Here is a 25438-nt window from a genome sequence, read left to right on the forward strand (position 1 = left end):
GGGGGGGCGGGGGCCCACGCCGCCCGCACCGCCGAGACCGCCTTGCGGGCCGCCACCAGGATCGGGTCCCAGACGGGGGAGAACGGCGGGGCGTAGCCCAGGTCGAGCGAGACCATCTGCTCCACCGTCATACCGGCGGTCAGCGCCACCGCCGCGATGTCCACCCGCTTCGCCGAGCCCGCCGCGCCCACGATCTGCACGCCCAGCAGGCGGCCCGTGCGCAGCTCCGCCAGCATCTTCACCGTCATCTCCGCCGCGCCCGGGTAGTAGCCCGCCGTATTGGTGGAGGCGATGGTCGCCGTCACGAAGCGCAGGCCCGCCTCGCGCGCGTCGCGCTCGCGCAGCCCCGTCCGGGCGATCTCCAGCTCGCAGACCTTGCTGACCGCCGTGCCGACCACTCCGGGGAAGGTCGCGTAACCGCCGCCCACGCCCGAGCCGATGACCTGGCCGTGCTTGTTGGCGTGCGTGCCCAGCGGGATGTGCCGGGTGCGGCCCGCGACGAGGTCCAGGACCTCCACGCAGTCGCCGCCCGACCAGATGTCCTCGTGGCCCCTGACCCGCATCGACAGGTCCGTGAGGATGCCGCCCGAGGGGCCGAGCGGCAGGCCGGCGGCGCGGGCCAGGGCCGTGCGCGGCTCGACGCCGATGCCGAGGACGACCACGTCCGCCGGGTACTCCTCGCCCGCCGCCGTGACCACCGCGCGGGCCCGGCCGTGCTCGTCGGTGAGGATCTCCGTCACCTCGGCGCGGGAGACCGTACGGATCCCCATGGCGTTCATCGCGCTGTGCACCAGGCCGCCCATGTCCGGGTCCAGGGTGGCCATCGGCTGCTCGCCGCGGTGCAGGACGGTGACCTCGTACCCGCGCCCGACCATCGCCTCCGCCATCTCCACGCCGATGTAGCCCGCGCCGACGACGACCGCCCGGCGCTCTCGCGCGCCGGCCGGGCCCTCCTTCCGGTCCAGGTCCGACATCAGGCGCTGGCCGTCGTCCAGGGTCTGGATGCCGTGCACCCCGTGCGCGCCGATGCCGGGCAGCGCGGGCCGGACCGGGCGGGCGCCCGTCGCCAGGACGAGCTTGTCGTAGCCCGTCCAGGATTCGGATCCGGTGTCCAGATCGCGGGCGCGCACCCGGGCTCCGGCCAGGTCGAGCTCCACGACCTCGGTCCGGGTGCGCAGGTCGATGCCCCGGGCCCGGTGCTCCTCGGGGGTGCGGGCGATCAGGTCGTCCCGCTCGGGGACCAGGCCGCCGACCCAGTACGGGATCCCGCACGCGGAGTACGAGGTGAAGTGCCCGCGCTCGAAGGCGACGATCTCCAGCTCCGCCGGGCCCTTGAGCCGCCTGGCCTGTGACGCGGCGGACATGCCCGCCGCGTCACCGCCGACCACCACCAGTCGCTCCCTTGCCGCCGCCATCGCCCGCACCGCCCCTTCGCCGCCGTCCACCGGATGGTGAACACGCTACGGGCGAACGCGCGTTCAGTCCTGTACGCGGGCCTCCGCGGCCCCGTCCGAAGGCGTGGCCGCGGCTGCGGGCGCGGCTTCGGGCGCGGCCTCGGGCGCCGGGCGGGACGCCGGGACCGCGGCCCTCCTCGGTGTCAGGCCCGTCTTCGGCGCGGCCGGGCGCAACCGCCGGTACGCCTTGAACCCGAGCGCCACCAGCGCGGCGGCCAGTGCGAACGGCAGCAGGGCGCCGACGGCCACCGTCAGGTAGCGCACGACCTTGGTGAAGACCTCCCAGCCGCCGCGCAGGGCGCCGAGGAAGGTCGGGTCCTTCTCCTTCTTCTTCTCCTCCGCCACCGGCTTCGCGGGCGGCTCGGAGACCTCCAGCGTGATCGTGCCCAGCGAGGTCTGGTCCTTCAGCGCCGTCTGCTGCGCCAGCAGCGACTCCAGGTCGGACTGGCGGCGGCTCAGCTCGCTCTCGAGCATCACCACCTCGCTCAGCGCCGAGGCCTTGCCCATCATCTCGCGCACCCGGGCCACGCTGGCCTGCTGGGACGCCACCCGGCTGCCGATGTCGGCGACCTTCTCGGTGACGTCCTGCGCCTCGACCTTGCGGTGCAGGAGCTTGCCGCTGCCCTCCATCGCGCCGAGCACCGCGTCGTAGCGCTCGCCCGGCACCCGCAGGGTCAGCGTGGAGGTCATCCGGCCGTCCTCGCCGCGCTTGGTCGACTCGTTGCCGACGTAGCCGCCCGCCCCGTCGGCCGCCGTGCGGGCCGCGGACAGGGTCTTCTGGACCTCCGCCGTCTCGATGCCGAGCGTCGCCGTGCGGATGACGTTCGGGCGGACCGCGACCGGCTGCTGCCCGTTCTTGTCGGCGGGAGCGCCGCCGGTCGCCGCCGGGGCGGGAGCCGCCGCGGCCCCCGGCGCCCCCTCCGGGGCCTTGTTGCCCTGGGCGGGCGCGACCGCCGCCTTGTCGTTCGCGCTGTCCCGGCTCTCGCCGGCGCCACAGCCGGTGAGCGTGAGCGCCCCGGCCAGGGAGAGAGCGGCCGCCAGGGCCGCCGCTGAGCGATGCATCGTGTCAAACCCCCGAGTTTCGGCTGGTGTTGCCGTTTCGACGTACAGGGTCCCGTCGCGGGTTTCGTCCCGGCGGTCCCGGGCCGGTCCCGATGCGGTCACGGTCCGGCCTCGGAGCGCGGCCGGTGATCGGTCTGAGACGATGTGTCCATGCACGAAGCGGACATGCGTACGGATCGCCCCGGCAGCCGGACCCGGCACGTCGTCGTCATCGGCGGCGGCATCGCGGGCCTGGCGGCGGCCCACAGGCTGCTCGCGGAGGGCGTGCGCGTCACGCTGCTGGAGGCCGGCCCGCGGCTCGGCGGCAAACTGCTCGCCGGCGAGCTCGCCGGCGTCCCCGTCGACCTCGGCGCCGAGTCCGTCCTGGCCCGCCGCCCCGAAGCCGTGGACCTCGCCAAGGCCGTGGGCCTCGGCGACGCCCTCCAGCCCCCCGCCACCGCCACCGCCCACCTGTGGACCCGGGGCGCGCTGCGGCCGATGCCGCGCGGGCACGTCATGGGTGTTCCCGGCGACCTCGGGCCGCTCGCCGCCTCCGGGGTGCTCTCCCCCGAGGGCCTCGCCCGCATCGAGGCCGAACACGCGCTGCCGCCCGTCGAGATCGGCGAGGACGTCGCCGTCGGCGAGTACGTCGCCGACCGGCTGGGCCGCGAGGTCGTCGACCGGCTCGTGGAACCGCTGCTCGGCGGGGTGTACGCGGGCAACGCCTACCGCATCTCCATGCGGGCCGCCGTGCCCCAGCTCTTCGAGGCCGCCCGTACGCACACGCTGCTGGGCGACGGCGTACGGGACCTCCAGCGCCGGGCGCAGACGCAGCCCCAGCCCGCCGGCCCGGTCTTCGCCGGCATCGACGGCGGGATCGGCCGGCTCCCGGTGGCGGTGGCCGAGGCCTGCCGCGCGGCCGGGGCCCGGATCGTCACCGGAGCCCCCGTCCGCGAGCTCGTCCGTACGCCCGGAGGCTGGCGGGTCGTGGCCGGCGCGGAGGCCGTCGAGGCCGACGGCGTGATCCTGGCGACCCCGGCCGGGCCCGCCGCACGCCTGCTCGACGGGCTCGCCCCGGCCGCCGCGGCCGAGCTGCGCGGGGTCGAGTACGCCTCCATGGCCCTCATCACCATGGCCTTCCGCCGCTCCGAGCTGCCCGCGGCCGTCGCCGGGGGAGGCGCGAGCGGGTTCCTCGTACCGCCCGTCGACGGCCGGACCATCAAGGCCTCCACCTTCTCGAGCAACAAGTGGGCCTGGGCCGGGACCGATCCGGACCTCTTCCTGCTGCGCACCTCCGTCGGCCGCCACGGCGACGAGGAGGACCTCGGGCGCGAGGACGCGGAGCTGGTCGAGGTCTCGCTCGCCGACCTCGGTGCGGCCGTGGGCCTCGAGGCCCGGCCGGTGGCCTCCACCGTCACCCGCTGGGACGGCGGGCTGCCGCAGTACCCGGTCGGGCACCTCGGCCGGGTGGCCCGGATCCGCGCGGCCGTCGCCGAGCTGCCGGGCCTCGCAGTCTGCGGGGCGCTCTACGAGGGCGTGGGCATTCCGGCGTGCGTCGCCGGCGCGGGCAAGGCCGTGGACGCGGTGATCGCCGCCCTCGGTGCGGGTTCGGCACCCCTGGCGCAGACCACTGATCAGCACACGGGACAATAGGCACATGACTGCACCAGAGAAGATTCCCAACGCGGGGAAGAAGGCGAAGGACCTCAACGAGGTCATCCGCTACACCCTGTGGTCCGTCTTCAAGCTGAAGGACGTCCTCCCGGAGGACCGCGCCGGCTTCGCCGACGAGGTCCAGGAGCTGTTCGACCAGCTGGCCGCCAAGGACATCACCGTCCGCGGCACCTATGACGTCTCCGGCCTGCGCGCCGACGCGGACATCATGATCTGGTGGCACGCGGAGACCGCGGACGAGCTGCAGACCGCGTACAACCTGTTCCGCCGCACCAAGCTGGGCCGCGCCCTGGAGCCGGTCTGGTCGAACATGGCCCTGCACCGCCCGGCCGAGTTCAACAAGTCGCACATCCCCGCCTTCCTGGCCGACGAGGTCGCCCGCGACTACGTCAGCGTCTACCCCTTCGTGCGCAGTTACGACTGGTACCTGCTGCCCGACGAGGACCGCCGCCGCATGCTCGCCGACCACGGCAAGATGGCCCGCGGCTACCCCGACGTGCGGGCCAACACCGTGGCCTCCTTCTCCCTGGGCGACTACGAGTGGCTGCTGGCCTTCGAGGCCGACGAGCTCTACCGCATCGTCGACCTCATGCGTCACCTGCGTGCCTCCGAGGCCCGTATGCACGTCCGTGAAGAGGTGCCCTTCTACACCGGGCGCCGCAAGTCCGTCGCCGACCTGGTGGCCGGGCTCGCCTGATACCTCCCCTGGGGGGAAGGGCCGGAGGAGCGCTCGTGACACAAGAGCGGCCTCCGGCGGATCGGGAGGCCCTGCCCCCGAAACGACGCAGCCGGAGACCCCGCCCGGAAGTTCAGACGACTGGCGGCAGCACTGCCCCGCGGGCACGTGCTGCCCGGTCGTCCAGCGACACCGGTGCGGGCTCCGGATGCGGCGCACACGTGACACGCCACCCCGCTGTGTCACCTGTCAGCAGATACCGCTCCACGTGACGGTCCACGCAGTCATTGCGTCCGCCGAACACCCCGTGGGAGCCGGACCCCTTCTCCGTGACCAGCGCGGCCTCGGCGCCGAGCCGCCGCTGGAGCTCCAGCGCACCCGCGTACGGGGTCGCCGCGTCCCGTTCCGCCGCGACGATCAGCGTGCGGGGCAGCCGGGCCGCGGGTGATCCGCCGACCGCCACCGCCCCGCCGACCGCCACCGGCCGCTGCCGGGCCCGCACCGGCCAGGAGGCGCACGGCAGGTTCAGGAAGGCGTTGGACCAGGTCTCGAAGGGGGCCGTGCGGGCCAGCCCGGTGTGGTCGCGGTCCCAGGTCTGCCAGTCCTCGGGCCAGTCGGCGTCGTTGCACAGCACCGCCGTGTAGACGGCCGTCGCGTTCTCCGCCTCGCTGGCGGCGGCCGGATCCGGCGCCGCCTGGCCGGCCAGCGGCTCGGAATCACCGCGCAGGAAGGCCGCCAGGGCCGCCGCCCGCTCCGGCCAGACCTCGTCGCGGTAGGCGGTCTCCAGGTAGGCCGCATGCAGCTCGCCGGTGCCGATGCTGCCGCCCGCCGGCGTACGGGCCACCGCCTCCCGGACCCGTTCGTAGCTCGCCTGTACGGCCGCCGCGGTGCTGCCGAGACCGTACGCGGCGTGGTGGCGGGCCGCCCAGGCGCGGAAGTCGTGCCAGCGGCGTTCGAACCCGGGTGCCTGGTCGAGGTTGTTGCGGTACCAGACGCGGTCCGGGTCGGGGTTGACCGCCGAGTCGAGGACCATGCGGCGGACGTGGCCCGGGTACAAGGCGGCGTAGACCGCGCCCAGGTAGGTGCCGTACGAGGCGCCGGCGAAGGTCAGCCGCCGCTCGCCGAGCGCGGCGCGCAGCACGTGCAGATCCCGTGCGTTGTTCAGCGTCGTGTAGTGCGGCAGGGCTGCTCCGGCCCGCTCGGCGCAGCCGCGGGCGTAGGCCCGGGCGGCGGCGCGGCGCCGCTCCTTGTCCGCGGCGGAGGGGTGCGCGGGGACCTGGGTGGGGCCGCCGGCTCGGGCGGCCGGGTCCTGGCAGGACAGCGGGGCGGAGCGGCCGACGCCGCGCGGCGCGTAGCCGATCAGGTCGTAGGCGGCGGCGATCCGCCGCCACGCGGGGGCTTCGGCGAGCAGCGGGAAGTACATGCCGGAGGCGCCGGGACCGCCGGGGTTGTGGACGAGCGCGCCCTGCCGGGCGGCGCCGCCCGCCCGGCCGGCCGCCACCCGGCTGACGGTCAGGCTGATCTGCGGGCCGTCGGGGCGGGCGTAGTCGAGCGGAACGCTCAGGGTCGCGCAGCGCACGGGGTCGGGCAGCTCCTCGACGGCCGGGCAGGCCCGGAAGCCGAGGCCCGCGGTGGCGGCGCGGCGGGCGGCGAGGGCGGCGCCGGCCGCCGCGGCGTCGGGGACGGGGGCCGCCGCGGCCGGGGCGGCGGCAGCGGCGGCGGCCAGCAGGGTGAGGGCCGCCGCGGCGGCTCCGTGGCGTGCGGGCGTCGTCCGCATGGCGGCCCCTTCGGTCCGATGGTCCGATGAGACGACCAGGGCTCCGCGCGAAAGTAAAGGATCACCGGACGGTGTCGGGCTCAATGGCCCCGTTGCCGGGGGATCCGCCCCCGGTTGCCGGACCCCAGCGCCGCCCGCAGGCCGGGATCGGGGACCGCCCGGATCCCGCGCACGGCCACCGCGGTCAGCGATCCGCCCGCGCCGTGCTCGCGGTCCAGGGCGCGCAGCAGCTGCTGTCCCGCGGGGGAGGCCCAGCGGGAGTAGGGGTGCGATTCGAAGCGGGCGATGGCCAGGCAGCCGGCGCCCAGCATCAGCGGCAGGGCGAACCAGGACAGGACGACGGCCGTCGTGCTCCCGCTCGTCGGGACGGCGAGCGCGGCCGCGGCCATCGCGAGGACCAGCAGGGTGGCGGCGCGGACCGCCCGGACCCCTTCGCCGATGCCGAGCAGGGCCCCGGCGGGCAGGGCCAGGCCGGCCGCGCCGAGCCGCTCGGAGAGGGCCCGTACGGCGTCGTCCGCCGCCACCGCGGACCGCAGTGCGGGCACCGGGGACTGGCCGTCGGGGCCGAACGCCCCGAGGACGGACCGCTCGTGCGCGTCGCGGCCGACCGGGTCGACGACCGTCGCCCAGCCGGTGTGGGCCAGCAGCAGCCGCCGCTGGCGGTGCATGGACAGCAGCGTCAGATCGGCCACCCGGGCCGGACCGCCGGCGAGGTAGGCGGCCTCGTACAGGTTCAGCTCGTCGTGGTGGTGCGCGGTGGCGCCGGCGGCCGGCTCCGCGGCGCGGGAGGCGGCTCTGAGCAGGAGGGTGCACGACGTCAGCACTCCGGCCCAGGCCACCAGGAGGAACAGAACCCAGAACATGGGTGAGTTCTATAGTCCGTTGATATGCCCGGCCGGAGGTGCTGCCGACGTGTGAGCAGCTTGTGACGCCTCCGTGATGGGACGTCAGGAGCTGCTGGAGCTGGAACAGCTGGAACCGGACGAACTGCTGCAACTGGAACCGGACGAGCTGCCGCAGCTCGAACCGCCGGAACTCCCTCCGGAGCAGCTCGAACTGCCGCTCCCGCAGCCGCCGCCGGCGCCCGCGCACGAGGACCCCGATCCGCAGCCCGACCCCGATCCGCCCCCGCTTCCGCCGTCGCTCCCCGCACACCACAGCACCGGCAGGAGCTCGGCGCCGGAGGAGGACGAGGTGTCATGGCGGCGCACGGGACGGGCCCCCGACTGGGCCGCGGCCAGCCGGGTGCCGCGCGCGGCGGGCACCAGCAGCCCGCGCAGGAACGGGTCGCGCAGCCCGCGCAGCCCGAACAGCGCGGTCTGGACGTGCGGGGTCCGGTCGTTCACGTAGTGGGAGCGGATCTCGCGCAGCGCCCGCCGCCCCGCCGGGGTGACCCGCCGCTTGCCCGCCGCGGCGCAGAGCCCCCCGACGACGACCCCGCCGAGCAGCACCGGAAGCACCTTGGCGATGAACGGCACCTGCCCGTTCGGGCCCATGACGAACCCGACGAAGGTCAGCGGCAGCGACACCGGCACCAGCAGACCGCACACCGTGGCCTGGATCAGGCCCCAGCGCCGCCAGGTCCGCCCCCAGCCGGGCGGCGAGAGCAGCCCGCGGGCCGCCAGCCCGTCCCCGGTCTCCTGGACGGCCGGGGCGGTCATGGCCGCGTACCGCACCTGGTAGAGCCAGCCCGAGGGCGCCCCCGCATGGGCCTGGAGGACGGCGCGCTCGGCGGGATCGCCCGCCCGCGCCCCGGGCCGTACGTGGACGATGCCCGGGCCGCCGGCCACCAGCCGGCCGTCCCCCAGCATCGAGACGAGCGCGGTGTCCACGACGGCGCCGGGCCCGCCCGCCATGAACGCGGCCTCGGACAGGTCGTGGAGGACCGGCGCCGGACCGGCCGACCGGGGCCGGGCCCGGTACAGGCCGAAGGCCAGCAGGCCGCTGGACGCGACGACGGCGAGCCAGATCGCCAGTGCGAGCCCGTTCATGCCGCCCTCCCCACGAGGGCACGGGCCCAGCGCACGACCCGGCCGGGCGGCCGGGCCCCGGCCCGCTCCCGCCACCACGCGGTGAGCCGGCGCCGGGCGGCCGGGTCGGCCGGCAGGTCCTGGATCAGCAGGTGCTCGGCGAAGTCCAGCGCGTCCCGGCGGTATCCGGCCGTCATCGGGCGACCCTTGGCGTAGGCCAGGAACGCCGTGCGGTACGGCTTCCCGCCGCCCAGGATGCCGGGCAGCTCGGGAGCCAGCCGGGCCACCACGTCCGCCCGCTTGGCGGCCAGCGCCCGGGACTGCACCCCGATCCGCTGCCGGTCGAAGCCCTCGGGAACCGGCGTCCCGGCCACCAGCGCCGACAGCAGCGCGGCCTGCCCGAGCCCCAGCCGGGTCCGCGCGTCCTCGCCGGCGACCGGCAGCGGGCCCTCCGCCCCGGCCGCCCGCGGGCCCTCCGCCCCGGCCGCCCGCCGGCCCTCCGCCCCGGCCGCCCGCCGGCCCTCCGCCCCGGCCGTCGGTACGGCCGGGCCGGCCGTGACCACCGCGCGGATCGCCGCCACCTCGGAGGCCAGCTCCGGCTCCGGCGGGAAGTCGTCGTCCCGCTCCAGCAGCACGCCCGGCGGGTCCACCCGGGAGCGGAGCTCGGCCAGCAGGTCGAGCACCACCGGCGGCACCGGGTGCGCGTGCGTGTCGTGCCAGACACCGCCCCGTTCGACACCGCCCGCCACGTGCACGTACGCCAGCGCCTCCAGCGGGATCGCGTCGAGCACCGCGAGCGGGTCCTCGCCCCGGTTGACCCGGTTGGTGTGCAGGTTCGCCACGTCGATGAGCAGCCGTACACCGGTCCGCTCGACCAGCTCCGTCAGGAACTGCCCCTCCGTCAGCTCCTCGCCCGGCCAGGAGAACAGCGCGGCGATGTTCTCCAGCGCCAGCGGCACGGGCAGCGCGTCCTGCGCGATGCGCACGTTCTCGCACAGCACGTCCAGCGCGTCGCGCGTCCGCGGCACCGGCAGCAGGTGCCCGGCCTCCAGCGCGGGCCAGGAGCTGCGGACGAAGGCGATGTGCTCGGTGACCAGCGGCGCCCCCAGCGCCACCGCCCGCTCCCCGAGCGCCGCCAGCTTCTCCGGGTCGGGGCGGTCCGCGCCGCCGAGGCCCAGCGAGACCCCGTGCGGAACCAGGCGGACGCCGCGCTCGCGCAGCCTCAGCAGCGCCTCGGGCAGGTGGCCCGGGCAGATGTTCTCGGCCACCACCTCGACCCAGTCCAGGCCGGGCAGCCGGTCGACCGCGTCCGCGATCTCCGGCCGCCAGCCGATGCCCACCCCCAGGTGTGCCATGGGCTTCATGTCCCTCGCCCCCCTTTCAGCGCGGTTCATCGCACCGTGTCCCGGTGTGATGGCCCCGGCGGAGACCGGCCAACCGCGAACAGGGGACGTTCAGAGCAACATTTGAGGTTCGCCGGTCAGAGCCGCGCGCGCAGCGCCGGGTGGTCGGCGATCACCGTCGCGCTGCCGGGGGCGATCTCCGTGAAACCGGCGTCGCGGACCACCGGCAGCCCGCTGCCGCCCAGCTCCGCCCACCGCTCGCGCGGCGCCGTCCGCACGGCCAGCCGGAAACCGCCGGCCTGCCAGTCGGCCCGCTCCGCGTCCGTCAGCTCCCACCACGCCAGCTGCGCCGCGTGCCCCGCCTGCGCCATCGCCTTGCCGGCCGACATGTCGAGGCCCGGGTTGAACCACAGCACGGGCAGGCCCGGCTCGGTGACCCCGGCGACGGGCTCCGGGTCGTCGAGGTCGGTGCCCGACACCTGGAGCTTGGCCAGCTCCTTGGGCCAGCCGTCCAGGGGCACCGGCGGGAAGACCCGTACCTCCGAGCCGTCACCGTGCACCGTGACGCCCGGCAGGGTGCCGGCCTTGCGCCACTCCGCCCCGCGCGCCCGCCGGACCACCTTGCGGATCCGGGCGTCCTGCCAGTCCCGCACCGCCGCGGCCCATTCGCCCTCGCCGCGCGACCGCTCGTCGGTCAGCAGGACCAGCACGGCGCGGGCCGCCGTCTCCAGCGCGTCCGTCCGGGCGGGCGGCCCGGTCTTCTCGATCCGCACCACCAGCGGCAGGACGAACTGCGGAGCCTCGTCGCGCAGTACGTGCTCCTGCCGGAAGGGGCTTTCCGCGCCGACCGCGGGTACGTCTGAGGTGTCGTTCGTGTGCTGGCTGCTCATCCTGCCAAGGATGCCAGCCTCCCCCTTGAGGATGATGCCGCGGGTGGCCGAGCCGGGCGAGGATCGAAGGCATGAAGAGCGACCTTTTCGCGTCCGAGAACCTGGCCCGGCCGGCCGCCGTCCCCGGCATGACCCTGCAGAACGCCAAGTCCGTGAAGTACACCGTCAACGGCGAGATGCTGGCCCGCCAGGGCTCGATGGTCGCCTACCGCGGCAGCCTGCAGTTCGAACGCAAGGGGCAGGGCATCGGCGGCATGCTCAAGCGCGCCGTCACGGGCGAGGGCCTGGCGCTGATGGCCGTACGGGGCCAGGGCGAGGCCTGGTTCGCCCACCAGGCGGGCAACTGCTTCATCGTCGAGTTCGAGCCCGGCGACGCGCTCACCGTCAACGGGCGCAACGTGCTGTGCTTCGACGCCACCCTGTCCTACGAGATCAAGATGCTGAAGGGCGCCGGAATGACCGGCGGCGGTCTCTTCAACAGCCTCTTCACCGGCACCGGCAAGCTCGCCGTGGTCTGCGACGGCACCCCGCTCGTCATCCCCGTCACCGCCGAGGCCCCGGTCTACGTGGACACCGACGCGGTGGTCGGCTGGAGCGCGCAGCTGGAGACCGGCCTGCACCGCTCGCAGTCGGTCGGCTCGATGATCCGCGGCGGCTCCGGCGAGGCCGTCCAGCTGATGCTGCGCGGCGAGGGCTTCGTCATCGTCCGCCCGAGCGAGGTCACCGAGGCGGCGGCCCACTGACGTCCGCACGCGGGGTACTGCCCGTGTCCCGGGTAGGCTCGTCCGCATGGACCAGCCGGCCGAGAACCCGTCGTACTGCCCCGCTCCCGCCGCCCCGGCCGGGCGGGTCGCCGGGCCGCCGTACGCCGACTGCCTGGAGTGCGGCAAGCCCACCGAGTACGGGATCGCGACCCCGGGAGTGGTGCTGTGCCCGGTGTGCGAGTGGCAGGACGCGCAGCGCTCGGCCTGCTCGGGCTGAGGCCCGCTGCCACCCGGATCCCCGGCCGCCCGGCCTCAGGCCCGACCGGGCTACTTGCCGATGAGCTCGGAGACCTTCACGAACCGGTAGCCGCGCTTGCGCAGCTCCGGGACGATCGTGCGGATGGCCTCCTCGGTGACCGGCGCCGCGCTGCGCGTGCAGTGCATGACCACCACCGAGCCGGGCTTGACCCCCGCCAGCACCTGCTCGGCCACCGCGGCCGGGTCCTTGGCGAAGGCGTCCCCGCTGACCACGTCCCACTGGACGGCCGTGACCTTGGCCGTGGACAGGGCCCGCAGCGCCTGGTCGTCGTAGCAGCCGCCGGGGAAGCGGAAGTAGGGGACGGTGTTGACCGCGCCGGCGGTGCGGAAGGCGGCGAAGGCCCGGTCCACGTCGGCACGGGCGGCGGCGGCGTCGAGCGCGGGCAGCCCGTAGCAGGGGGTCGTGAAGGCGTGGTGGCTGTACGAGTGGTTCGCGATCTCGAAGTTCGGGTCGGTGCCGATGGCCTTCGCCTGGTCCGGGTACTCCTCGGCCCAGCGGCCCGTCATGAAGATAGTCGACGGCACCTGGAGCGTGCGCAGGGTGGCGATCAGCTGGGGGTTGTCGAACCGCTCCCCGCCCGCGGCGCGCGCCCCCTGGTCGGCGGTCATGTCGGCGTCGAAGGTCAGTGCCACGGTCTTGTCGGTGTGCTGCCGGGCCCGCTCGAAGACCGGGGTCAGGCCGTTGGGGCCGGGCGCCATGGTCGGGGGCTTGGCAGGGGCGCCGGCCTGCGGCGCGGCCCCGGCCGCCGACGGCGCGCCGGGTGCGGGAGCGGACGCGGAGGCGGACGCGGACGCCGCCGGGGTCCCCAGACGGGCCTCGCGGCCGGCGTCCGACGGGCCGGAGCCGCCCCCGCATCCCGCGAGGGCGGCGCCGAGGACGGCACTGAGCACGGCTGCGGACGCCGCTTTGCGCACGGAAATGGTCACGCAGGCAAAATATATGACTATGTGGAAAGTAGCCGCGTGCGGCACTCCCCTCCGCCGAAGTCACCCGCGGGACACCTCCGGACGGTGCCGCCCCGGCCGAGGGCGACCGCCCGGCCGCGCGGTCACTGCCAGGGCCCGGTCACCGCGAAGGTGGTCCCCGGCGCGTAGGTGTTGACGTACATGGTCCGCGCGTCGGGGGAGAAGGTGACCCCGGCGAACTCCCCCCACTCCGGCGCACCCGGCCGGCCGATGTCCTCGGCGTTGCGGGCCACCGGGTACACCTCGCCGGCGACCGTCACGCCGAACACGTACTGCGCCCCGCCGCCGTCCTCGCACACCATCAGCCCGCCGTCCGGGGCCAGGCAGATGTTGTCGGGGGAGTCCCCGGGCAGCCGGACGTCGGCGGCCGGGCCGAACAGCACGTCCAGCCGGAGCCGGGCGCGCAGCGGGTCGTAGAACCACACCTGCCCGTGGTGGTCGGCGCCCGCGCCCTCGCCGCGGCGGGCGTAGCTGGAGACGAAGTGGACGCCGGAGCCGCCCCAGTAGCAGCCCTCCAGCTTCTGCGCGTGGGTGATCCCGCCCCGCCCGAAGTCCTGGAACCGGATCGCGGTCCCGGCCGCCGAGGGGTCGGGTACGCGCACCCACTCCACCGGGAACTCCGCCCCGGGCCGGTCCACGACGGCCAGGTCCGCCAGCCCCGGCACGCGCAGTGCCTCCAGCACGCCGCCGGCCCGCAGCGAACCGGGGCCGCCGAGCGGCCGGGCGGGCAGGAAGCGGTAGAACAGCCCGAAGGGCGGGTCGAAGGCGTCCTCGGTCTCGTAGACGACCCCGAGGTACGGGTCCACGGCGACGGCCTCGTGGGCGAAGCGGCCCAGCGCGGTCAGCGGGACGGCGCCCGAGCGGTGCGGGTCCGCGGGGTCCACCTCGAAGACGTAGCCGTGGTCCTTCGCGTAGCCGGAGCCGCCCGCCCGCTCCTCGGTCTCCTCGCAGCTCAGCCAGGTGTTCCAAGGGGTGCGGCCGCCCGCGCAGTTGACGGCGGTGCCGGCGAGGGCGACCCGCTCCCCGGTGACCCGCCCGTCCGCGCCGAGCTCCAGGACGGTGCAGCCGCCCAGCGCCCCGGGGTCGTACGTCAGCCCGGCGACGGCGGGCACGCGCAGGGCGGCCGTGGCGCGGTTCTCGTGGTTGCGGACCAGCCGCACCCGCCCGGCGCCCGCGCCGAAGGCGGCCATGCCGTCGCAGTTGGCCGGGACGGTGCCCTCGCCCGAGCGCAGCGGGCCGCCCGCGCGGGAGAGCACCCGGTAGGAGAACCCGGCGGGCAGGTCGAGCAGTCCGCGCGGGTCGGGCAGCAGCGGCCCGTACCCGCGCGTCGGCCGGGCGGCGCCGGCCCTGCTGGTGAACAGGGCGCCGAGCGCCCCGCTGAAGACGATCCCGCCGGCGGCGAGCAGACTGCGTCGGGTGACGGACATCGGCCCGTCGTACCACAGCGGTCCGCCCGGGTGGGCGTCCCCCGCCGGGGTCCGCCCCGGACGGAGTCCGCGGGGACGCGCGCTCCGCGGACTCCGGCGCGGCGGGTGCCGGCCGTCAGACGAGTTCGGCGCTCAGGGTGATCGTCGTGCCGGTCAGGGCCTGGCTGACGGGGCAGTTCTTCTTCGCGTCCTCGGCGGCGGCGGCGAAGGCGTCCGCGTCGATGCCCGGGACCTCGCCCTTCACCGAGAGGTGGATGCCGGTGATGCCCTCACCGGGCTGGAAGGTGACGTCGGCCTTGGTCTCCAGGCGGCTGGGCGGGTTGCCGGCGCCGGCGAGGGCGTGGGACAGCGCCATCGAGTAGCAGCTGGAGTGGGCGGCGGCGATCAGCTCCTCGGGGCTGGTCTTGCCGTTCGCGGCCTCGGAGCGGGCGGGCCAGGAGACGTCGTACGAGCCGATGCCCGAGGAGTCCAGGGTGACGACGCCCTTGCCCTTGAGCAGGTCGCCTTCCCAGACGGTGTGGGCGTGACGCGTGGTGGCCATGGTGATCCCTTCGCAGAAGTGGAAACGGCCGGACACCCGCCAGGGCGCCCGGCGTTCCCCAACCTACTGCGACACCAGGGGCTTCGCGTCGCGGGCGAGCGCGGTGAGCCGCGATATGGCTCGGAAGTACTTCTTCCGATAGCCGCCGTTGAGCATTTCTTCACTGAACAGCTTGTCGAAGGGCACCCCGGAGGCCAGGACGGGGACCTCGCGGTCGTACAGCCGGTCGGCGAGCACCACCAGCCGCAGGGCGGTCGACTGGTCGGGCACCGGGCCGACGTCGGTCAGGCAGACGGCCGTGATCCCGTCGGTCAGCGCCCCGTACCGGCTCGGGTGGACCCGGGCCAGGTGCTCCAGCAGGCCGGGGAAGTCGTCCAGGCTCGCGCCGTCGGTCGCGTACGCGGTCTTGGCGACCTGTTCGTCGGAGAACGGCGCCGGAGCCTCCGGCAGCCCGCGGTGGCGGTAGTCCTGCCCGTCGATCCGCAGCGGCCGGAAGTGCGCCGACAGCCCCTGGATCTCCCGCAGGAAGTCGGCGGCGGCGAAGCGGCCCTCGCCGAGCTTGCCGGGCAGTGTGTTGGAGGTGGCGGCCAGCGCGACGCCCTGTTCGACCAGGCGGCTGAGCAGCGAGGACACCAGGACGGTGTCGCCCGGGTCGTCCAGTTCGAATTCGTCGATGCACAGCAGCCGGTGCCCGCCCAGGGTCTGCACGGTCTGCTGGAAGCCGAGCGCGCCGACCAGGTTGGTCAGCTCCACGAAGGTGCCGAAGGCCTTCAGCGCGGGCTCGGCCGGGGTGGCGTGCCACAGGGAGGCGAGCAGATGGGTCTTGCCGACGCCGTATCCGCCGTCGAGGTAGACCCCGCGCGGGGCGGCCGCGGGCGCCGGCTTCTTGCTGAACCAGCGCCGCTTGCCGGCTCCGCTCGCGTGCGCCCCGCCCAGGCCGGCGGCGAAGCCGCTGAGGACGGTGACGGCCTCGGACTGGCTCGGCTGGGCCGGGTCCGGGTTGTACGTGTCGAAGCGCACCGAGTCGAAACGCGGGGGCGGCACCATCTCGGCCACCAGCCGTTCGGCGGGCACCCGGGGCTCGCGGGCGCACAGGGCCTGGGGTCCCGCGTCGGCTATCGGGGGCCGACCGGACGTGGCACTGGAGGCGGAGAGTGATGTTGACACAGCACTCAACTCTACGGGGCGTGGCACACTGCACCGATGCGACGCCTGTTCCCTGTGACCGATCAGACATCAGCCCCGTCCCAGCCCCCGGCCGACCGGGAGTGGTCGCTGGACGAGCTCGCGGAGGCGTACGCGTACCCCTCCCTCGGGGACGGGGCCCACTGGCTGCGGGCGAACATGGTCTCCACCCTGGACGGCGCCGCCCAGCACGAGGGACGCTCCCAGCCGATCTCCGGCGCGACCGACATGCGGATCTTCGGGACCCTGCGGGCGCTGGCCGATGTGGTGGTCGTCGGAGCGGAAACGGTTCGCCAGGAGGGCTACCGCCCGGCCCGGGCCCGGGAGGACTTCGCGGCCCGCCGGGAGGCCGCCGGACAGGGCCCGGCCGCGGCCATCGCGGTGGTCACCGCCAGCCTGGACCTGGACTTCGGCCTGCCCCTGTTCACCTCCCCGCTCGTGCCGACCCTGGTGGTCACCGGGGCCGCCGCGCCCGCCGACAGGGTCGCCGAGGCCCTCGCGGCCGGGGCCGAGGTCGTGGTGGCGGGCGACGGGGCCGCGGTGGACCCGGCCCGCGCGGTGCGGGAGCTCGCCGGGCGCGGGCTGCGCCGCCAGCTCACCGAGGGCGGGCCCCGGCTGCTGGGCCAGCTCGTGGCCGCCGACGCCCTCGACGAGCTGTGCCTGACGATCTCGCCGATGCTCACGGCGGGTGACGCCCAGCGGATCGCGGGAGGGCCCTCCGTCACGGTTCCGCACCGGCTCGCGCCGGCCTCCGTACTGGAAGAGGCCGGGTTCCTCTTCACCAGTTACCGTCGGATCTGACAAGGGGCGGAATTTCTCGTTCCGCTTAGCTTCCGCCGGGCACAAACCTGGGCACATATATCTGCGCAAGGCCCCGCGCGAGAGCGGGGCAGGATGGTTTCCGCAGGGGCCGGCCAGCCGGCCTCGGCCCATGAAGGAGAGGGCGTCCGTGTTCACGAGCGTATTGATGATCGAGCAGCCGCTGACCACGGTGGACGTGGACTTCGTCACCACCCTGCACGGAGACGACTCGGTCTCCTTCGTCGTCCTCATGCAACCCCGCGGCGACCAGGACCGGCTGCTGCGCGCCATCGACGACGTAGCGCTCGGTGAGCTCCCCGAGGCCATCCGCGAGGGCGACGTGCCCGAGGGCGACGCCGCCCGGGGCCCCGCCGAGCTGGCCCTCGAGCACTCCATGGCCGCGCTGCGCAAGAAGGGCGCCAACGTCATCGGGCAGATCGTCGAGGACCACCCGCTCGACAAACTGAAGGCCGTCGTCGAGGAGACCGGCGCCGACGAGGTGATCGTCCTGACCGCGCCGCACTTCGTGGAGGAGTTCTTCCACCGGGACTGGGCCTCCCGGGCCCGCCACAAGGTCGGCGTTCCGGTGCTCAAGCTCTTCGCCCACAACGAATAGGCTGGGGCGGTCAGAGCTCGAAGCACATCCTCGATCCTGGAGCGACCTGAATGAAGCCCGGCCTGCCGACCGCCATGGAACGGCCCCACTTCATCGGCATCGGCGGCGCCGGCATGTCCGGCATCGCGAAGATCCTCGCCCAGCGCGGCGCACGGGTCGCCGGCAGCGACAGCCGGGGGGACTCCGAGACCGCCCAGGCACTGCGCGCCCACGGCGCCACGGTCCACGGCGGACACGCCCCCGGCAACCTCGCCGACGACTCCACCTGCGTGGTCGTCTCCAGCGCCATCCGCGCCGACAACCCCGAGCTGGCCCGCGCCGCCGAGCTGGGCATCCCCGTCGTGCACCGCTCCGACGCCCTCGCCGCCCTGATGGACGGGCTGCGCCCGATCGCCGTCGCCGGCACGCACGGCAAGACCACCACCACCTCGATGCTGGCGGTGTCCCTGTCGGCGCTGGGCCTGGACCCCTCGTACGCCATCGGCGGCGACCTCGACGCCCCCGGCTCCAACGCCCACCACGGCGAGGGCGACATCTTCGTGGCCGAGGCGGACGAGAGCGACCGCACCTTCCACAAGTACACCCCGCAGGTCGCGATCATCCTCAACGCGGAGCTCGACCACCACGCGAACTACGCGTCGATCGAGGAGATCTACGAGTCCTTCGAGACCTTCGTCTCCAAGGTCGTGCCCGGCGGCACCCTGGTCGTCGCCCACGGCCAGGAGGGCGCGGCCGAGATCGCCCGCCGGGTCGCCGGCCGCGAGGGCCTGAACGTCGTCACGTACGGTGAGGAGCCGGACGCGGACGTCCGGATCACCAAGATCACCCCGCGCGGGCTGACCAGCGAGGTCACGGTCGTCCTGGACGGGCGGATGCTCACCTTCACCGTCTCCGTGCCCGGCCGCCACTACGCGCACAACGCCGTCGCGGCCCTCGCCGCCGGCGTCGCCCTCGGCATCCCCGCGCACAACCTGGCCTCCGCCCTCGGCAAGTACACCGGGGTCAAGCGCCGCCTCCAGCTCAAGGGCGAGGCGGCCGGCGTCCAGGTCATCGACTCCTACGCGCACCACCCCACCGAGATGACCGCCGACCTGGAGGCCATCCGCGGCGCCGCCGGGGACTCCCGGATCCTCGTCGTCTTCCAGCCGCACCTGTTCTCCCGCACCCAGGAGCTCGGCAAGGAGATGGGCCAGGCCCTGGCCCTCGCCGACGCCTCCGTGGTCCTGGACATCTACCCGGCCCGCGAGGACCCGCTGCCCGGCATCACCAGCGAGATCATCATCGCCGCCGCCCGCGCCGCGGGCGCCGACGTCACGGCCGAGCACGACAAGGGCGCCGTCGCCGAGGTCATCGCGGGAATGGCCAAGCCCGGCGATCTCGTTCTCACGATGGGCGCGGGCGACGTCACGGACCTCGGTCCGGCCATCCTCGCCCGCCTGTCGAACTAAGGGAGCGGGAGACATGTCGTACGAGGTCGAGAAGACGGACGAGCAGTGGCAGGCGGAGCTGACCCCGTCCGAATACCAGGTGCTGCGCCTCGCGGGCACCGAGCCGGCCTTCCGCGGTGAGTACACGGACACCAAGACGGAAGGCGTCTACTCCTGTCGCGGCTGCGGCGCCGAGCTGTTCCGGTCCACGGAGAAGTTCGACTCGCACTGCGGCTGGCCGTCCTTCTTCGATCCGAAGGACACCGACGCGGTCGAGCTGATCGCCGACACCTCGCACGGCATGGTCCGCACCGAGGTCCGCTGCGCGACGTGCGGCTCGCACCTGGGCCACGTCTTCGAGGGCGAGGGCTACCCGACCCCCACCGACCAGCGCTACTGCATCAACTCCATCTCGCTGCGCCTCACCCCGGCCTCCGACGGGGCCTGACCGGCGCGCCCCCGGCGGGCTCCTCCCGGCCCCGTGCGGGCCGGGAGGAGCCCGCTCCGGTGTCGGGGACGTCGCGGTCGGGTACCGATCAGGCCTCCCGACCGCGATGATCCGCCGCCAATAGCACGCTTTGGCCGCGGAAGACACCTATCTGTTTCCTCGGGATGGCTGGTTATGATCGGCACCCTCATATCCCGCCGCAATCCGACCGGTTGTGACCGGCCCGGCTGCCCGGCTGCCCCCGCCGCCCCCGTTCCCGAGGTCCGATGTCTCCGATAGAACCCGAAGGCGTACCAGGGCAGTCGACGGCCCGCCGCCGGCGCAGGGTGCGCCTGCGCACGCTGCTGATCTGGCTGGCGGTGATCCCCACCGCGGCGATGGGCACCCAAGTGGCGGTGACCGCCGAACGGTTGCTGGCGCAGTCGGAGCTCCTGCGGGCCGATGTCGCGGACGCCGAGCGGATCGGCCTACCCCTGTACACGCTCATGGTCGACATGCAGGCCGAGCGGACGATGACCGCCGGGCTGTGGGCGGGCACCGCCGGCGCCGAGGAGGAGCTGCGGATCCGGCGCGACGCGACCGACCAGGGCGTGGCCGGATTCCGCGGGCTGGCCGAAGCCTCGAACACGTCGTTCGACGACGTGAACCGGCGGCTGGAGGGCCTGGCCGCGTACCGTCAGCGCGCGGATGCCCGCACCGGCGGCGCCGACGGCACCCTCGCCTACTACACGGGCGTGATCGACGCGGTCATCCAGGCGTACCAGCGGGAGTTCAGCCACGCGGACGACGCCGACATCGTCCAGGAGAACCGGCCCGTGGTGTCCATGCTCGCCGCCACCGAGATGGTGGCGCGCGAGGACACGATCCTGTCGCTGGCCGGACCGTCCAGGCAGCTGAGCGCCGCCGGCTTCGACCAGTTCATCAGCGCCGTGGGCGCCCACCGGCACCTGTACGAGACCTGGATCGTGCCGTACCTGCCCGAGCGCGACCGGCGGTTCTACGAGCGGATCGTCGCCTCCCCGGACTGGCAGGCGAAGCTCCGCATCGAGAACGCGATCATCGCCGACCACACGGACGTCGAATCCGGCGTCAGACTGCCCGCCGAGGTCGCCGGCTGGCGGTCCGCGCACGCGAACTTCTCCGTGCAGATGGCCTCCCTCAACATCGACCGGGCGCGGAAGGTGCTCACGCTCGGCGAGGCCAAGGCCGCCGAGCTGGAGACCGAGGTCGCCTGGCTCATCGGCGGAAGCGGCGGCGGGCTGCTGGTCGTCGTGACCGTCGTCGTGCTCACCACGCGGTCGCTGCTGCGCCGCCTGCACGACCTGCACGAACGCACGGTGACCGTCGCCGAGGAGACCCTCCCCGACGTCGTCGACCGGCTCCAGCGCGGCCGGCCCGTCGACGACGCGGTCCTCCCGGCGGTGCGCGGGGACGGGGACGAGGTCGGACGCATCAGCGACGCGTTCGCCCGGGCCGTCGCCGTGTCCGTCGACGGGCACCGGCAGCTTGCCGCCGAGCGCCACGGGTTCGGCCTGTTCGCCACCGGCATCGCCTCGCGCACCGGGAACCTGGTCAGCCGCCAGCTGAGCCTCACCGAGGACCTCCAGGACACCTTCGGCCACGACGAGGCGCTGCTCGCCCAGTTGATGCGCGCCGACCAGCTCACGGTCGGCATGCGGCGGCAGATCGAGAACCTGCTCATCCTGGCGGGCGGCGAGGTCCCCGACCCGCACACCGAGCCCATGCGCATCGCCGACCTGCTGCGCGAAGCCGCCGCGGAGGTCGAGGACTTCCGGCGCATCGAGCGGCAGGCCCTGGACGAGACCAGTGTGGAGCCGCAGGCGATCAGCCAGGTCAGCCACCTGCTCGCGGAACTACTGGACAACGCCACCCGGTTCTCCCCGCCGCGGTCGAAGGTGGTCATCCGCGCCGAGATGGTCGCGGACGGGCTGTCGGTCGAGATCGAGGACCGCGGACCGCGGGTGAGCCCCGAGCGGTACGAGGAGATGAACGGGCGCCTCCACCAGGCACCGCCGTACTCCGTCCTGGCGCAGAACGCGCACCGGCTCGGGCTCTTCGTCGTCGGCCACCTCGCCGACCAGCTCCGGGCGACCGTCACCCTGCGCCGCTCGGTGTACGGGGGCACCTCCGCCGTGGTGATCCTGCCCGGGGAGCTGCTGGTGGCGACCGAAGGGGAGACGCCGCGCGCGCCCGCGGCGTCGGCCCCGGTCGCGGTCGCGGTCCCGGCCCGGTCCCCGGAGCCGCCCGCCGCCCTGCCGGCGCCCCGTCCCGCCGTGGAGCGCGGACCGGAGCCGGTCGAGCACACGGCCGCCGGGCTGCCGAGCCGCCCCGTGAAGCTGCCCGCGCGCGTGCCGGTGTCCGCGCCCGTGCCGGCGCCCGAGCCCGAGGTCCGGCCGGCCCTGGCCGCCGCCCCCGCCCGGCCGGCGCTGCCCGAGCGCGTCCCGCAGACCCACATCGCCGAGCAGCTCCGGGAGCCCCGCGCCCCGGAAACAGCCCTCCGGCCGGACACGGAGACACCCGAAGAGGTGGCCGACGCCTGGGCGGACTACGAACGGGGGACCCAGACAGTGGAAGAAGAGCTCCGACGGGATCGGCCATGACTACCTCATCGAACGCAGCGACCGACAACGCCATCTACAGCGTCCTGGACAACAACCTGAACCGGATCGCCGGCATCCAGGGAGCCGTCCTGCTGTCCAACGACGGCATCAAGCTCAGCGCCTACCTGCTGGACGAGCCCCAGGCCGAGCGCATGGCGGCCGCGGCCTCCGGCATCGCGGCCACGATGAAGGCGATATCACGGGAGGTCGACGGCGGCCGCGTCATCCGCCAGCTGATCGAGATGGACGACAGGTACCTGTGCATCGTCGGGTGCGGCGAGGGCAGCACGCTCATCGTGGTGACCTCCCGCAAGGCCCGCCTCGGGGAGCTGGGCGGCGAGGCCGTACGGACCGCCCAGGCGCTCGGCGAATGGCTGGGCACCCCGGAGCGCGGCCAGGTGCCGACCGCGTAATGCCGCAGGACGAGCCCCAGCCCCCGCCGCGCCGCCGCCGTACGCGGCTGTACGCCCTGACCGACGGGCGTACGGCCGCTCCGCACACCGTCCTCACCATGGACACCACGATCACGGCGGCGGCCGACGGGGACGCGCAGGGCGGCCTGCCCACCGAGTGGCGGGCCATCCTCGCCATGTGCGCCTCCCCGGGCGGCCTGGCGGTCGCGGAGATCGCGGCGCGGATGCACATCCGCCTCACCCCGATGACGCTGCTCCTGGGCGAACTCGCGGACCGCGGGCTGATCCACCACCGGCCTCCCCTGGACGGAGCCGAGACCACCGACGTCCACCTGCTCATGAGAATCAGGGACAACCTTGCCCGGATATGACATTCCCGCCCCGCGGGGAGCGGCCCCCGTCAAGATCCTCGTCGCCGGGGGATTCGGAGTCGGCAAGACGACCCTGGTCGAGACGATCTCCGAGATCGAGCCCCTGCGCACGGAGGAGCGGCTGACGGCCGCCGGTGTCGGCGTCGACGACCTCGACGGCATCGAGTCCAAGACGGTGACCACCGTGGCGATGGACTTCGGCCGCCTCACCCTCACCGACGCCGGAGTCGTCCTGTACCTGTTCGGCACCCCGGGCCAGGAGCGCTTCTGGTTCATGTGGGACGACCTGCTGAACGGGGCCCTCGGCGCGATCGTCCTGGTCGACACGCGCCGCCTGGACCGCAGTTTCGCCGCGGTCGACTTCTTCGAGAGCCGCGGACTGCCCTTCGTGGTCGGCGCGAACTGCTTCCACGGCGAACAGCCCTACACCGCCGAGGAGATCGGGGCGGCGCTGCACCTGCGCGACCCGGCCACCCCCGTCCTCATGCTGGACGCCCGTTCCCGCCCCGACGTCCGCGCCTGCCTGCTCGCGCTCCTCGACCGGCTCATCGTCCGCGCGGGCGCCCCGGCGACGGCCTGACCCGCCCGCCCCGGCCCGCACCGGGCACCACCGAGGCCAGGTAGTCCGCCAGGGTCCGGCCCGGGGTCCAGCCCAGGGAACGGGCCCGGGCCGTGTCCAGGACCACCGGACGGGCGAGCTGGTCCACCGCGTAGCGGCTGAGCACCGGTTCGGCCGTCGGCAGGGACTCCGCGAACCGGGCCGCCGCACGCGCCACCGGCAGCGGCAGGTGCCGGATCCGGGCCCGGCGGCCATGGGCCCGCAGGACCTCCCGTACGGCCAGGTCACGGTCGTACGGCTGCGCGTCGGCCACGTTGTAGGCGCCCGGGGGCCAGCCGGCCGCCGCCAGGCAGGCCTCGGCGAGGTTCTCCACCGCCGTCAGGCTGAGCCGCACGTCCGGCCCCGGCAGCAGCAGGGTCCCGGCCCGGACCCGGGAGAGCAGCCGCGGCAGCAGCTGGGTGTCGCCGGGGCCGTAGACCGCCCTCGGCCGCAGTACGACCGCACCGCCGGCCAGCGCGAGGGCCTCGCCCGCCGCCTTGGTCCGGCCGTAGGCGTTCAGCTGGCCGGTGCGCGGATGGTCCTCGGTGACCAGGCTCCGGTCGATCCGCGGGTCGTAGACGCTGGCGCTGCTCACCCAGACCACGGGCCGGCCGCCCGCCGCCCGCAGCAGCCGCTCCGTCCCGTCCACGTTGACCGCGCGCATCAGCGCCTCCGCCCGGGAGCCGGGCGCCGGATCGCCGACCGCCGCCGCGCAGTGCACCACCAGGTCCACCCCGGTCAGGTCCGGATCGTGCCGGGCGGCGTCCCAGAAGCGGTGCTCGCCGAGCGGGCCGGGCCTGCGGCCCACGCACACCACCTCCGCCCCGCCCGCGACCGCCGCCCGGGCCACGTGCCCGCCGCAGAAGCCGCTCGCCCCGGTGACCGCGATGCGCGGGCTCGTACGAGGGCTGGTGCGCGGGCTGGTACGCGAGCTCATGCGCGGGCCTCCACCAGCAGCGTCCGCCAGCCCGGCAGGGCCGCCCGCCGGTCCACCCGGGCCCGCGTCACCACCGGCCGCGCGGGGGCCAGGGCCGCCAGTACGTCGGCCAGCTGCACCTCGGCCAGCCGGGCGCCGGGGCAGGCGTGCGGCCCGGAGCCGAACACCAGCCGGGCGGTCCCCGGCCCGGCCGGCCGCCGGGCGTCGGGATCGCGCCGGTGCGCCTCGGCGGCGTGCCGGGCGACCAGCAGCAGCCGGTCGCCGCCCCGCACCGGGCAGCCGCCGACCGTGCCGTCCGCGGCGGCCACCCGGGGCAGCAGCGGCGAGGCCGCCGTGACCCGCAGCAGCTCGGCCGCCAGCGCCGGGCGCAGGGCCTCGTCGGCGGCCTGGTCCCAGAGCCCGGCGTCGGCGCACCAGGCCACCGCCCGCGGCAGCGCGGCCACGGTGGTGTTGACCGCGGCCACCGCCACCATCGCGGCCAACGCGCCGTCGTTCGCCGGCCCGTCGTTCGCCGGCCCGTCGTTCGCCGGCCCGTCGTACGGGATCCTGCCGTGCGGGGTCCCGCCGTCATGGGCCGTGTCGTGCGGCGCCCCGGCGTCGAGCGGCCCGTAGCCCCGACGGCCCTCGTTCAGGGCCGCCGGGGACAGCAGGGCGCGCAGGCGGGCCGCCGACCGGACCGCCGCGGACTCGGCGCCCGGGCGGCGCGGACCCGGCAGGTGGCTGCGTACGGAAGCGGCCGCCGCCTCGGCGGCCGCCGCGGCCACGGCCCGCGGATCGGCGTCCGTGCCCAGCAGCGCGCAGACCACCGAACCCGCCAGCTCCCGGGAGAGCCCGACCAGGTCCACCGCCCCGCCGTGCGCGAGGGGTTCGAGGCCGCGTACGAGCAGCGGCTGCCACCGCTCGCGCAGCCGTGCCACCCCGGCCGCGGAGAGCTGCCCGGCCAGGTCCCGCCGGTCCGAGCGGTGCCCGCTGCCCTCCTGGTCGAAGAGCACGCCCCCGTCGCCCGCCAGCGCGGAGCGCGCCGCGCCGCCCGTGGTGCCCTCGGCGGTCCGGTCCAGCGGCAGCCGGGTCAGCGCCTGCCGGTAGGCCTCCGCCCCGTGCACCAGCAGGGTGCCGCCGATCCGGCGGACGGGCCGCCCGCGCGTCGCGGCGAGCAGCCCGAACAGCACCGGGTGGCTGCCCAGGTAGACCCGGCGGTCGCGGCGCCGGGCCTTGGCGTGGGACGTGTCGCTCATCGGTA

The 25438-nt window shown here is 74.9% G+C and carries 24 protein-coding genes and 1 pseudogene; 12 read left to right on the plus strand and 13 right to left on the minus strand.

Features of this window, described 5'->3' with window-relative positions:
- Positions 1–17: 17 nt before the first annotated feature.
- Together ACFWP3_RS14885 and ACFWP3_RS14890 are read right to left on the minus strand one after the other, a co-directional pair.
- Positions 18–1415: pseudogene (locus ACFWP3_RS14885) on the minus strand (FAD-dependent oxidoreductase); the annotation flags it as partial.
- Between the two features lie 63 nt (positions 1416–1478).
- A complete protein-coding gene (locus ACFWP3_RS14890; protein WP_384220478.1) occupies positions 1479–2516 on the minus strand; it encodes a DUF4349 domain-containing protein in 1038 nt (345 codons plus the stop codon).
- 150 nt (positions 2517–2666) lie between these two features.
- Between ACFWP3_RS14890 and hemG the strand changes: the two genes are divergently transcribed.
- Together hemG and hemQ are read left to right on the plus strand one after the other, a co-directional pair.
- Positions 2667–4148: a protoporphyrinogen oxidase gene (gene hemG, locus ACFWP3_RS14895; protein WP_384220481.1), complete on the plus strand. Its 1482-nt coding sequence runs from the start codon at positions 2667–2669 to the stop codon at positions 4146–4148.
- 4 nt (positions 4149–4152) lie between these two features.
- Positions 4153–4866 carry a hydrogen peroxide-dependent heme synthase gene (hemQ, locus tag ACFWP3_RS14900; protein ID WP_030651599.1) on the plus strand — a complete coding sequence of 238 codons (714 nt, stop codon included), beginning with the start codon at positions 4153–4155 and terminating at the stop codon, positions 4864–4866.
- A gap of 112 nt (positions 4867–4978) precedes the next feature.
- Here hemQ and ACFWP3_RS14905 read toward each other — a convergent pair whose 3' ends face one another.
- The 5 genes from ACFWP3_RS14905 to ACFWP3_RS14925 form a co-directional block, all read right to left on the minus strand.
- Positions 4979–6622, minus strand: a complete 1644-nt coding sequence (locus ACFWP3_RS14905) for an alpha/beta hydrolase (RefSeq protein ID WP_384220483.1) — start codon at positions 6620–6622, stop codon at positions 4979–4981.
- A gap of 80 nt (positions 6623–6702) precedes the next feature.
- Entirely contained in the window at positions 6703–7485 is a 783-nt protein-coding gene (locus tag ACFWP3_RS14910) for a TIGR04222 domain-containing membrane protein (protein ID WP_384220485.1), read from the minus strand.
- 84 nt (positions 7486–7569) lie between these two features.
- Positions 7570–8613, minus strand: a complete 1044-nt coding sequence (locus ACFWP3_RS14915; RefSeq protein ID WP_384220487.1) for a TIGR04222 domain-containing membrane protein — start codon at positions 8611–8613, stop codon at positions 7570–7572.
- Complete coding sequence (locus ACFWP3_RS14920) at positions 8610–9956, minus strand: DUF692 domain-containing protein (RefSeq protein ID WP_384220489.1); 1347 nt, start codon at positions 9954–9956, stop codon at positions 8610–8612. Before ACFWP3_RS14920 ends, ACFWP3_RS14915 begins: the two co-directional genes overlap by 4 nt.
- A 116-nt stretch (positions 9957–10072) precedes the next feature.
- Complete coding sequence (locus tag ACFWP3_RS14925; RefSeq protein ID WP_384220491.1) at positions 10073–10825, minus strand: aminoacyl-tRNA hydrolase; 753 nt, start codon at positions 10823–10825, stop codon at positions 10073–10075.
- A 71-nt stretch (positions 10826–10896) separates the two neighbouring features.
- Here ACFWP3_RS14925 and ACFWP3_RS14930 point away from each other — a divergent pair, with 71 nt between their 5' ends.
- Together ACFWP3_RS14930 and ACFWP3_RS14935 are read left to right on the plus strand one after the other, a co-directional pair.
- Positions 10897–11568 carry an AIM24 family protein gene (locus ACFWP3_RS14930; protein WP_384220493.1) on the plus strand — a complete coding sequence of 224 codons (672 nt, stop codon included), beginning with the start codon at positions 10897–10899 and terminating at the stop codon, positions 11566–11568.
- 46 nt (positions 11569–11614) lie between these two features.
- Entirely contained in the window at positions 11615–11806 is a 192-nt protein-coding gene (locus tag ACFWP3_RS14935; RefSeq protein ID WP_384220496.1) for a hypothetical protein, read from the plus strand.
- Between the two features lie 50 nt (positions 11807–11856).
- Here ACFWP3_RS14935 and ACFWP3_RS14940 read toward each other — a convergent pair whose 3' ends face one another.
- From ACFWP3_RS14940 to zapE, 4 genes are all read right to left on the minus strand, one after another.
- Entirely contained in the window at positions 11857–12774 is a 918-nt protein-coding gene (locus ACFWP3_RS14940) for a polysaccharide deacetylase family protein (protein ID WP_384220498.1), read from the minus strand.
- A 122-nt stretch (positions 12775–12896) separates the two neighbouring features.
- The gene (locus ACFWP3_RS14945) at positions 12897–14240 is read right to left on the minus strand and encodes an alkaline phosphatase PhoX (RefSeq protein ID WP_384220500.1); all 1344 of its coding nucleotides are present in this window, start codon (positions 14238–14240) and stop codon (positions 12897–12899) included.
- Positions 14241–14355: 115 nt separating this feature from the next.
- Positions 14356–14781, minus strand: a complete 426-nt coding sequence (locus tag ACFWP3_RS14950) for an OsmC family peroxiredoxin (protein ID WP_384220502.1) — start codon at positions 14779–14781, stop codon at positions 14356–14358.
- A gap of 63 nt (positions 14782–14844) precedes the next feature.
- Positions 14845–15948, minus strand: a complete 1104-nt coding sequence (zapE, locus tag ACFWP3_RS14955; RefSeq protein ID WP_384220505.1) for a cell division protein ZapE — start codon at positions 15946–15948, stop codon at positions 14845–14847.
- Between the two features lie 36 nt (positions 15949–15984).
- Here zapE and ACFWP3_RS14960 point away from each other — a divergent pair, with 36 nt between their 5' ends.
- From ACFWP3_RS14960 to ACFWP3_RS14995, 8 genes are all read left to right on the plus strand, one after another.
- A complete protein-coding gene (locus ACFWP3_RS14960; RefSeq protein ID WP_384220507.1) occupies positions 15985–16767 on the plus strand; it encodes a pyrimidine reductase family protein in 783 nt (260 codons plus the stop codon).
- A 148-nt stretch (positions 16768–16915) separates the two neighbouring features.
- Positions 16916–17383 (plus strand): indole-3-glycerol phosphate synthase, encoded by a 468-nt coding sequence (locus ACFWP3_RS14965; RefSeq protein ID WP_384220509.1) that lies wholly within the window; start codon positions 16916–16918, stop codon positions 17381–17383.
- A gap of 50 nt (positions 17384–17433) precedes the next feature.
- Complete coding sequence (gene murC, locus ACFWP3_RS14970) at positions 17434–18831, plus strand: UDP-N-acetylmuramate--L-alanine ligase (protein ID WP_384220511.1); 1398 nt, start codon at positions 17434–17436, stop codon at positions 18829–18831.
- Between the two features lie 13 nt (positions 18832–18844).
- Complete coding sequence (gene msrB, locus ACFWP3_RS14975; protein WP_384220513.1) at positions 18845–19258, plus strand: peptide-methionine (R)-S-oxide reductase MsrB; 414 nt, start codon at positions 18845–18847, stop codon at positions 19256–19258.
- Between the two features lie 266 nt (positions 19259–19524).
- Positions 19525–21879: a nitrate- and nitrite sensing domain-containing protein gene (locus ACFWP3_RS14980; protein ID WP_384220515.1), complete on the plus strand. Its 2355-nt coding sequence runs from the start codon at positions 19525–19527 to the stop codon at positions 21877–21879.
- On the plus strand, positions 21876–22292 hold the full coding sequence (locus ACFWP3_RS14985; protein ID WP_384220517.1) for a roadblock/LC7 domain-containing protein: 417 nt from the start codon (positions 21876–21878) through the stop codon (positions 22290–22292). The genes ACFWP3_RS14980 and ACFWP3_RS14985 overlap by 4 nt, the downstream gene beginning before the upstream one ends.
- Positions 22292–22663, plus strand: coding sequence for a DUF742 domain-containing protein (locus ACFWP3_RS14990; RefSeq protein WP_384220519.1), 372 nt, complete (start codon positions 22292–22294; stop codon positions 22661–22663). The genes ACFWP3_RS14985 and ACFWP3_RS14990 overlap by 1 nt, the downstream gene beginning before the upstream one ends.
- Positions 22650–23243 (plus strand): ATP/GTP-binding protein, encoded by a 594-nt coding sequence (locus tag ACFWP3_RS14995; protein WP_384220521.1) that lies wholly within the window; start codon positions 22650–22652, stop codon positions 23241–23243. The genes ACFWP3_RS14990 and ACFWP3_RS14995 overlap by 14 nt, the downstream gene beginning before the upstream one ends.
- On the opposite strand, the gene ACFWP3_RS15000 is transcribed toward ACFWP3_RS14995, so the two are convergent.
- Positions 23209–24198, minus strand: a complete 990-nt coding sequence (locus ACFWP3_RS15000) for an NAD-dependent epimerase/dehydratase family protein (protein ID WP_384220523.1) — start codon at positions 24196–24198, stop codon at positions 23209–23211. The two genes, ACFWP3_RS14995 and ACFWP3_RS15000, sit on opposite strands and share 35 nt — an antisense overlap.
- Complete coding sequence (locus ACFWP3_RS15005) at positions 24195–25433, minus strand: cytochrome P450 (protein WP_384220525.1); 1239 nt, start codon at positions 25431–25433, stop codon at positions 24195–24197. The genes ACFWP3_RS15000 and ACFWP3_RS15005 overlap by 4 nt, the downstream gene beginning before the upstream one ends.
- Positions 25434–25438: the final 5 nt, after the last annotated feature.

This window comes from Streptomyces sp. NPDC058525, assembly GCF_042719495.1.
GTDB lineage: Bacteria > Actinomycetota > Actinomycetes > Streptomycetales > Streptomycetaceae > Streptomyces.

Bases quoted from the DNA above. Each gene is read 5' to 3' on its own strand.
- ACFWP3_RS14905 (WP_384220483.1), bottom strand. From the start codon at position 6,622: ATGCGGACGACGCCCGCACGCCACGGAGCCGCCGCGGCGGCCCTCACC.
- ACFWP3_RS14930 (WP_384220493.1), top strand. From the start codon at position 10,897: ATGAAGAGCGACCTTTTCGCGTCCGAGAACCTGGCCCGGCCGGCCGCC.
- ACFWP3_RS14980 (WP_384220515.1), top strand. From the start codon at position 19,525: ATGTCTCCGATAGAACCCGAAGGCGTACCAGGGCAGTCGACGGCCCGC.
- ACFWP3_RS14945 (WP_384220500.1), bottom strand. From the start codon at position 14,240: ATGTCCGTCACCCGACGCAGTCTGCTCGCCGCCGGCGGGATCGTCTTC.
- ACFWP3_RS14910 (WP_384220485.1), bottom strand. From the start codon at position 7,485: ATGTTCTGGGTTCTGTTCCTCCTGGTGGCCTGGGCCGGAGTGCTGACG.
- ACFWP3_RS14960 (WP_384220507.1), top strand. From the start codon at position 15,985: ATGCGACGCCTGTTCCCTGTGACCGATCAGACATCAGCCCCGTCCCAG.
- ACFWP3_RS14915 (WP_384220487.1), bottom strand. From the start codon at position 8,613: ATGAACGGGCTCGCACTGGCGATCTGGCTCGCCGTCGTCGCGTCCAGC.
- hemQ (WP_030651599.1), top strand. From the start codon at position 4,153: ATGACTGCACCAGAGAAGATTCCCAACGCGGGGAAGAAGGCGAAGGAC.
- ACFWP3_RS14950 (WP_384220502.1), bottom strand. From the start codon at position 14,781: ATGGCCACCACGCGTCACGCCCACACCGTCTGGGAAGGCGACCTGCTC.
- ACFWP3_RS14925 (WP_384220491.1), bottom strand. From the start codon at position 10,825: ATGAGCAGCCAGCACACGAACGACACCTCAGACGTACCCGCGGTCGGC.
- hemG (WP_384220481.1), top strand. From the start codon at position 2,667: ATGCACGAAGCGGACATGCGTACGGATCGCCCCGGCAGCCGGACCCGG.
- ACFWP3_RS14920 (WP_384220489.1), bottom strand. From the start codon at position 9,956: ATGAAGCCCATGGCACACCTGGGGGTGGGCATCGGCTGGCGGCCGGAG.
- ACFWP3_RS14935 (WP_384220496.1), top strand. From the start codon at position 11,615: ATGGACCAGCCGGCCGAGAACCCGTCGTACTGCCCCGCTCCCGCCGCC.
- ACFWP3_RS15005 (WP_384220525.1), bottom strand. From the start codon at position 25,433: ATGAGCGACACGTCCCACGCCAAGGCCCGGCGCCGCGACCGCCGGGTC.
- msrB (WP_384220513.1), top strand. From the start codon at position 18,845: ATGTCGTACGAGGTCGAGAAGACGGACGAGCAGTGGCAGGCGGAGCTG.
- ACFWP3_RS14990 (WP_384220519.1), top strand. From the start codon at position 22,292: ATGCCGCAGGACGAGCCCCAGCCCCCGCCGCGCCGCCGCCGTACGCGG.
- ACFWP3_RS14890 (WP_384220478.1), bottom strand. From the start codon at position 2,516: ATGCATCGCTCAGCGGCGGCCCTGGCGGCCGCTCTCTCCCTGGCCGGG.
- murC (WP_384220511.1), top strand. From the start codon at position 17,434: ATGAAGCCCGGCCTGCCGACCGCCATGGAACGGCCCCACTTCATCGGC.
- ACFWP3_RS15000 (WP_384220523.1), bottom strand. From the start codon at position 24,198: ATGAGCTCGCGTACCAGCCCGCGCACCAGCCCTCGTACGAGCCCGCGC.
- ACFWP3_RS14985 (WP_384220517.1), top strand. From the start codon at position 21,876: ATGACTACCTCATCGAACGCAGCGACCGACAACGCCATCTACAGCGTC.